7 protein-coding genes and 1 pseudogene are annotated in these 6,641 nt (G+C 66.3%); 7 read left to right on the top strand and 1 reads right to left on the bottom strand.

Annotation, left to right across the window (positions count from 1 at the left end):
* Window positions 1-124, top strand: a pseudogene (locus AC066S_RS36005) (IS481-like element ISRm20 family transposase); the annotation flags it as partial.
* A gap of 126 nt (window positions 125-250) precedes the next feature.
* Here AC066S_RS36005 and AC066S_RS36000 read toward each other — a convergent pair.
* Window positions 251-1,267, bottom strand: coding sequence for an ABC transporter substrate-binding protein (locus AC066S_RS36000; RefSeq protein WP_478271825.1), 1,017 nt, complete (start codon window positions 1,265-1,267; stop codon window positions 251-253).
* Between the two features lie 100 nt (window positions 1,268-1,367).
* Between AC066S_RS36000 and AC066S_RS35995 the strand changes: the two genes are divergently transcribed.
* The 6 genes from AC066S_RS35995 to AC066S_RS35970 all read left to right on the top strand — a co-directional run bounded on the left by AC066S_RS35995 (window position 1,368) and on the right by AC066S_RS35970 (window position 6,567).
* Complete coding sequence (locus AC066S_RS35995; RefSeq protein WP_135169537.1) at window positions 1,368-2,015, top strand: TetR/AcrR family transcriptional regulator; 648 nt, start codon at window positions 1,368-1,370, stop codon at window positions 2,013-2,015.
* Window positions 2,016-2,098: 83 nt separating this feature from the next.
* A complete protein-coding gene (locus AC066S_RS35990; protein ID WP_135169536.1) occupies window positions 2,099-2,869 on the top strand; it encodes an ABC transporter permease in 771 nt (256 codons plus the stop codon).
* A gap of 20 nt (window positions 2,870-2,889) precedes the next feature.
* Entirely contained in the window at window positions 2,890-3,927 is a 1,038-nt protein-coding gene (locus AC066S_RS35985) for an NAD-dependent epimerase/dehydratase family protein (protein ID WP_126258359.1), read from the top strand.
* Window positions 3,914-4,735: a GNAT family N-acetyltransferase gene (locus AC066S_RS35980; RefSeq protein WP_478271824.1), complete on the top strand. Its 822-nt coding sequence runs from the start codon at window positions 3,914-3,916 to the stop codon at window positions 4,733-4,735. Before AC066S_RS35985 ends, AC066S_RS35980 begins: the two co-directional genes overlap by 14 nt.
* A 6-nt stretch (window positions 4,736-4,741) precedes the next feature.
* Complete coding sequence (locus tag AC066S_RS35975) at window positions 4,742-5,797, top strand: dihydrodipicolinate synthase family protein (RefSeq protein WP_478271823.1); 1,056 nt, start codon at window positions 4,742-4,744, stop codon at window positions 5,795-5,797.
* Window positions 5,785-6,567: an ABC transporter ATP-binding protein gene (locus tag AC066S_RS35970; protein WP_126258362.1), complete on the top strand. Its 783-nt coding sequence runs from the start codon at window positions 5,785-5,787 to the stop codon at window positions 6,565-6,567. Before AC066S_RS35975 ends, AC066S_RS35970 begins: the two co-directional genes overlap by 13 nt.
* Window positions 6,568-6,641: the final 74 nt, after the last annotated feature.

Here is a 6,641-nt window from a genome sequence, read left to right as displayed (position 1 = left end):
CCTCGACCGCGATGGCCATTACGGAATCTTCTTTGCCAGCTGGCAGGTCGCATCAATCGACTTGACCAACGGCCAACCTGTCAGTGATGTGTCCGAACAGGTGTCAGCCATGTCCCCGGACTAAACAGAAGGCGGGCGATCCAGTCTTCCAACGCGATTGCGGGTCAACCGATAGGCCGCGGCGTACTGGGTGCCCCGCCTTCGCGGGGCATGACACCAGTGTATGGGGCGGGCGCCGCGACCTGAGCTCCTACTTCTTCACCTTGCTCGCATCCATTTTGACGCCGGGATCCAGCATCTTGGTCGTGAACGCCGTGGTCACGTCGAACGGCTTCTCCATGCCGAGATAGGTCTGGACCAACTCGTAGTCCTTCTTCATCCGCTCGCCGTCGATCCAGCCAAGACCCTTGGTGGTCGTGAACTCGTCCGTCATCAGGAACTTGATGCGCTCCCACTGGCGCTCCTGGTTGGCGCGGTCGAGCCCCGAGACCTGCTCGAGCAGCGCGTTCAGGCACGGGGCCACGTCGGCGACGCAGGCCGCGAAGGCTTTCTGCGTGACGCGCACGAAGTCTTCGACGACCTTCGGGTTCTTCTGCAAGTAGGCGCCGTTGACGATCACCGAATTGCCGTAGGGGTTGAGCCCGATGTCCTTCCAATTGACGTAGCCGAGATCGGGACCGAACTCGATGACCTTCAGGTCGTGCTCGTTGTAGAAGTCGCTGATGATATCGACGGTGTGGCTCTTCAGCGCCGCGATCTTGGCGGTCGGCCCGACATTGACGAAGCCGACGGAGTCGGGCGCAAGCCCTGCCGCCTTGGCGAAGGCCGGCCACATCACACGCGAGGCGTCGCCGGGCGGATTGCCGATCTTGTGCCCGGCGAAATCCTTCACCCCGTTCACGCCATAGCTCTTCAGCCAGTAGAAGGTCTGGCCGGTATTGGCATAGACGCTCATCACCGCAACCGTGTCGGCGCCCTTGCTCTTGGCCACCAGCATGGTGGCGAGATCGGCGACACCGAAGGGCGACCCGCCGGAGCCGACCTTGGCCGCGGAGACGCCGGAGCCCTTGCCGGTCTCGATGGTGAGATCGATGCCCGCCTTCTCGTACCAGCCCTGCGCCCTGGCGTAATAATACGGCGAGTGGTCGGCCGTCGGCGTCCAGTTCAGGATCAGATTGACGGCCTCTCCCGCATGCACGGGCATCGCCGTCGCACCGAGCGCCAGAGCCAACACCAGGGCCGAGCCCGCCGCCTGCAAACGCTTCATCGCATCCCTCCTCGTGCCAGCGACCCGGCTTGTCGCTCTCCCCTTGTGAGGATACCAATGCAACAAGCCCGCCCTCCACTTGTCAACTGTTTGGTTGGAAATGCCCGCAAAACGATCTGGCGACACCGTGCCGCAGCGCCGCGACCCCGTCGCCACCCGCAACAAGCTGCTGACCGCGGCGCGCCAGGAATTCGCCCGGCACGGCTTTGCGGGCGCCCGCGTCGACGAGATCGCCGAGCGCGCCGGCGTCAACAAGCAGCTCGTCTACCACTATTTCGGCGACAAGGACGCGCTCTACCTCGCCGTGCTGGAATGGGTCTATGAGGACATCCGCGAGCAGGAGCGCAGGCTCAATCTCGAAGGCCTGCCGCCGGAGAAGGCGATCCGCAAGCTGATCGAGGCCTCGTTCGACCATCTGGCCGCAAACCCCGATTTCATCGTGCTTCTGAACGACGAGAACCGCGGCGGCGCCCGCCACGTCCGCGGCTCGACGCGGCTGGAAGCGATGCATTCCCCCCTCGTCAAAAGCGTCTCCCACATCCTGAACGAGGGGGTGCGCGCGGGCGTGTTCCGCAAGGGGATCGATCCGGTCCAGCTCTACATCTCCATTGCGGGCCTGTCCTATTTCTTCTTCTCCAACACGCCGACGCTGTCGGCGATCTTCGGCAAGGACCTGTCGAGCCGCGCCCAGCGGCGCGCCCGCCGCCGCCACGTCGCCGACCTGGTGCTCCAGTCGCTCCGCCCCTAATCAACCAACTGGTTGAAACTTCCCTCGAGTCCGGCTAGGCTCGCGACCGCGGCAGGGTGACTGTCGGCAACAGGGAGCATGCGGTGGCAGGAGACGGAGCACGCACCTCGCACAGCTTTGCGATCATCCTGATCGCGCATCTCGCCGTGCTCGTGCTGTGGCAGGCCGCGGTCGATGCCTTCCAGGTCCCGAAATTCATCCTGCCCTCGCCGCTTGCGACGATCCAGACGTTGGGGACCACGGGCTATGCCTGGGGCGCCAACACGCTGGTGACGGCGATCGAGATCCTCGGCGGCTTCGCGCTCGGCGCCTTCGTCGGCGTCGCGCTCGCGGTGATCTTCAGCTGGGCGCCGCTGCTGAGCCTGGTGCTGCTGCCCCTGTTCGTGACGCTGAACATGATTCCGAAAGTCGCGCTCGGCCCGCTCTTCATCGTCTGGTTCTCCTACGGCATCGTGCCGAACATCCTGATCGCTTTCAGCATCTGCTTCTTCCCGATCCTGCTCACCACCGCGCGCGGCCTGCGCGAGGTCGAGCCGGACCTGCTCGATCTCGTCAAATCGCTGCGCGGATCGCGCTGGACGCTGTTCCGCAAGATCCAGCTGCCGGGATCGCTGCCCTACATCTTCTCCGGCATGAAGGTCGGCGCAATCCTCGCGGTCGCCGGCGCCATCGTCGGCGAGTTCATCGCCTCCGAGCGCGGGCTCGGCTACCTCATGATCCAGGTGCAGTCCTCGCTCGACACGCCCGCGATGGTGATGGCGGTCGTGCTGCTGACGCTGCTTGGCGTCGCTCTCTACAGCCTGGTCCTCGCCCTCGAACGCATGTTCGTGGTCGGCGACGCCAGGCAGACCTGAAGACCAAGGACGACGAATCCATGCTGCTCACCCGCCAGACGCTGCCGAAGACCATCCCTGACATCGCTGCGCTCGACGACCTCATGTGCCGGCCGAGCCAAGCCCTGATCGACGACCTCAAGAAGGTCGAGGGTGACATCATGATCCTCGGCGTCGCCGGCAAGATGGGCCCAACGCTGGCAGGACTTGCGAAGGCCGCCGCGCCGGATCGCCGTGTCATCGGAGTCGCCCGCTTCAGCGACGCCGGCGTGAAGGACTGGCTGCACGCGCGCGGCGTCGAGACGATCAATTGCGACCTCATGGACGAGAAGGCTATTCAGGTCCTGCCGAAAGCGCCGAACATCGTCTTCATGGCCGGTCGCAAGTTCGGCGCCGAGGGCGATCTGTCGCTGACCTGGGCGATGAACGCGCACGTCCCGGCGCTGGTCGCGCAGGCTTTCCCCTCCTCGCGCATCGTGGCGTTCTCGACCGGCTGCATCTATCCGTTCGTCCCCGTCGACGGCAAAGGCTCGAGCGAGGACATGGCGCCGAACCCGCCCGGCGAATACGCCCAGTCCTGCGTCGGCCGCGAGCGCATGTTCGAATATTTCTCGCGCAAGTTCGGCACGCCGGGGCGCCTTTTCCGCCTCAACTACGCGATCGACATGCGCTATGGCGTGCTGCACGACATCGCGACGAAAGTGCTGACGGGCACGCCGATCGACGTCAGCCTCGGCCATGTCAACTTCATCTGGCAGGGCGATGCGTCGTCCCAGGCGCTGCGCTGCCTGGCGCATTGCACGACGCCGACCTCGCCGATCAACGTCAGCGGCCACGAGATCCTCGCGGTGCGCGATCTCGCGGCGAAGTTCGGCGCACGGTTCGGCCGCGCGCCGGTGCTGACGGGCAAGGAGGAGCCGACGGCGTGGCTGACCGACACGTCGAAGGCGGTCGAGCTGTTCGGCCTGCCCGTCGTTGACACCGAGCAACTGATCGCCTGGACCGCGGATTGGGTCTCTCGCGCCATGCCGAGCCTCGGCAAGCCCACCAAATACGAGGTGCGCGATGGTCGCTACTGACGGTCCGCGCATCGTCCGGCTCGGCGTCGAGGACGCCGCGGCTGGCCTTGTGCTCTCGACCGAAGCGCACTGGAACCAGACGATCGAAGACTGGCGCTTCTTCTTGAGCGAAGGCTTTGTGTTCGGCATCCGCGACGGCGCACGGCTGGTCGCGACTGCGGCCCTGTTGCCCTATTCCGGCAACAATGCGTGGATCAGCATGGTGCTGGTGACGGAAAGCCACCGCCGCCTCGGTCTTGCCACGCAGCTCGTCGATGCCTGCCTCGCGGCGGCGCGCAAGAACGGGCTGACGTGCTGGCTCGATGCGACGCCCGACGGCGCCCGGGTCTATGGCCCGCTCGGGTTCACTCCGACCTCGCAGTTGCGCCGGCTGAAGCTGGTGAAATCCACGTCCGCGTCCGGGCAAGCGCCGTCAACCGCAACGCTCGACGCGCTTTGCGATCGGGACCGGCGCGCGACCGGCCTCGACCGCACCGCCCTGCTCTCCGCCTTCGCGCGACGGCCTGGCTCGCGCATCGTCACCGCGAACGGCGCCATCGCGCTGGTGCGGGACGGCCGAGCCGCGCGCCATATCGGCCCGTTGTTCGCCGATCACACCGCAGCCGCGCTGACCCTGGTCGACGCGATCGCGCAGTCGCAGGACGGACCGCTCCTGCTCGACGCCGTCGCGTCGCAAGGGACGTTCCTGGACGGATTGACGGCGGCCGGCTGGATCATCGAACGCCCCTTCCAGCGCATGCGTCTCGGCCCCGCCACCGCCATGGCCGAGGAAATGCCATTCGCCGTCGCCGGCCCCGAATTCGGATAGGACATCATGCACCACAGCCAGATCAACCGCGACGTCCGCAAGCTGATCGCCGACGGCACCGTGCTGCCGGCGCATCCGCTCGCGCTCACCGCCGGGCGACAGCTCGACAAGACGCATCAGCGTGCGCTGACGCGCTACTACATCGATGCCGGCTCGGGCGGCCTTGCCGTCGGTGTGCACACCACCCAGTTCGCGATCCGAGATGTCGGCCTCTACCGCCCCGTGCTCGAGCTCGCCGCCGAGACCGCGGCGAACTGGACCAAGCGTCCGCTGGCGATGGTCGCGGGCCTCGCGGGTCCGACAACGCAGGCGGTCACCGAGGCCCGCTCCGCGCGCGACATCGGCTATCACGCCGGCCTGCTCAGCCTCGCCGCGATGAAGGGCGCCTCCGAGGACGAGATCATCGCGCACTGCACGGCGGTCGCCGGCGAGATCCCGCTGGTCGGCTTCTATCTCCAGCCGGCCGTGGGCGGCCTCGTCCTGTCGAGCCGGTTCTGGCAGCGCTTTGCCTCGATCGACAATGTCATCGCAATCAAGATCGCGCCGTTCAACCGCTATCGGACGCTCGACGTGCTGCGCGGCGTCGCGGCCGCAGGCGCGCTCGACCGCGTCGCACTCTACACCGGCAACGACGATCACATCCTGCTCGATCTCGCCTTGCCCTTCGACCTGCGCGACAAGGGCGTCACCACCCGCACTTACTTTAAGGGCGGCCTGCTCGGCCACTGGTCGGTGTGGACCGCGAGCGCGATCAAGCAGTTCGAGCGCTGCAAGGCGGCACGGCACAAGGACAGCGTGCCTGCCGACCTGCTCGCGCTCGATGCCCGCGTCACCGACTGCAACAGCGCCTTCTTCGATGTCGCCAACAATTTTCACGGCTGCATCGCCGGCTGCCACGAGGTCCTGCGCCGCCAGGGCCTGATGCAGGGCCTGTGGTGCCTCGATCCGAACGAAGGCCTCAGCCCCGGCCAGAAGGAGGAGATCGACCGCGTCACGCGCGAGCACGCCGACCTCAGCGACGATGCCTTCGTCGCCGCGAACCTGAACAAATGGCTGGCATGAGCGCGGACCCCTTCATCAGCCTGCGGGGCGTCCGCAAGGTCTATCGCAGCGGCAGCGCCGAATTCCTGGCGGTGTCCGACGTCACCATGGACGTGCAGGAAGGCGAGCTCGTCTCGCTGGTCGGCCCGTCCGGCTGCGGCAAGACCACGGTGATGAAGATCCTGGCCGGCCTGCACGGCGCCGACGGCGGCACGGTGAGCATCGGCAATGCCGACAGCCCGTTCGATCCGACCCGTGACATCGGCATGGTGTTCCAGCAGGCGCTGCTGCTGAAATGGCGGACGATCCTGGACAACGTGCTGTTGCCGGCCGAGATCGTCGGGCTGCCGATGAAGGCCGCGCGCGAGCGGGCGCGCGATCTGCTCAACCTGGTCGGGCTCGCCGGCTACGAGCAGAAGTATCCGCAGCAGCTGTCCGGCGGCATGCAGCAGCGCACCGCCATCGCGCGCGCCTTCATCCACGATCCCAAGCTGATCCTGATGGACGAGCCGTTCGGCGCGCTGGATGCGCTGACGCGCGAGCAGATGAACCTGGAGATGCTGCGGATCTGGCGCGAGAGCGGCAAGACCATCATCTTCGTCACGCATTCGATCCAGGAGGCCGTGTTCCTGTCCTCGCACTGCGCCGTGCTGACGGCTGGACCTGCGAAGATGGCCGACTATTTCCCGATCGACCTGCCCTTCCCGCGCGACCTTCCGCTGAAGACGACGGATGCGTTCGGCGCCTATGCGCGAAGGATCTATGCGAAGCTGGGGTTGGCGACGGCGTAGTTCGCCAAACGAAAATTCTCGTGGAGCCGTAGGGTGGGCAAAGCGAAGCGTGCCCACCCTTGCTAATGAAGCGA

The sequence above is a fragment of the Bradyrhizobium sp. CFUWI genome (assembly GCF_056429085.1).
This window is presented reverse-complemented; position numbering and strand designations above follow the sequence as displayed.

Bases quoted from the DNA above. Each gene is read 5' to 3' on its own strand.
- AC066S_RS36000 (WP_478271825.1), bottom strand. From the start codon at position 1,267: ATGAAGCGTTTGCAGGCGGCGGGCTCGGCCCTGGTGTTGGCTCTGGCG.
- AC066S_RS35995 (WP_135169537.1), top strand. From the start codon at position 1,368: ATGCCCGCAAAACGATCTGGCGACACCGTGCCGCAGCGCCGCGACCCC.
- AC066S_RS35985 (WP_126258359.1), top strand. From the start codon at position 2,890: ATGCTGCTCACCCGCCAGACGCTGCCGAAGACCATCCCTGACATCGCT.
- AC066S_RS35980 (WP_478271824.1), top strand. From the start codon at position 3,914: ATGGTCGCTACTGACGGTCCGCGCATCGTCCGGCTCGGCGTCGAGGAC.
- AC066S_RS35975 (WP_478271823.1), top strand. From the start codon at position 4,742: ATGCACCACAGCCAGATCAACCGCGACGTCCGCAAGCTGATCGCCGAC.
- AC066S_RS35970 (WP_126258362.1), top strand. From the start codon at position 5,785: ATGGCTGGCATGAGCGCGGACCCCTTCATCAGCCTGCGGGGCGTCCGC.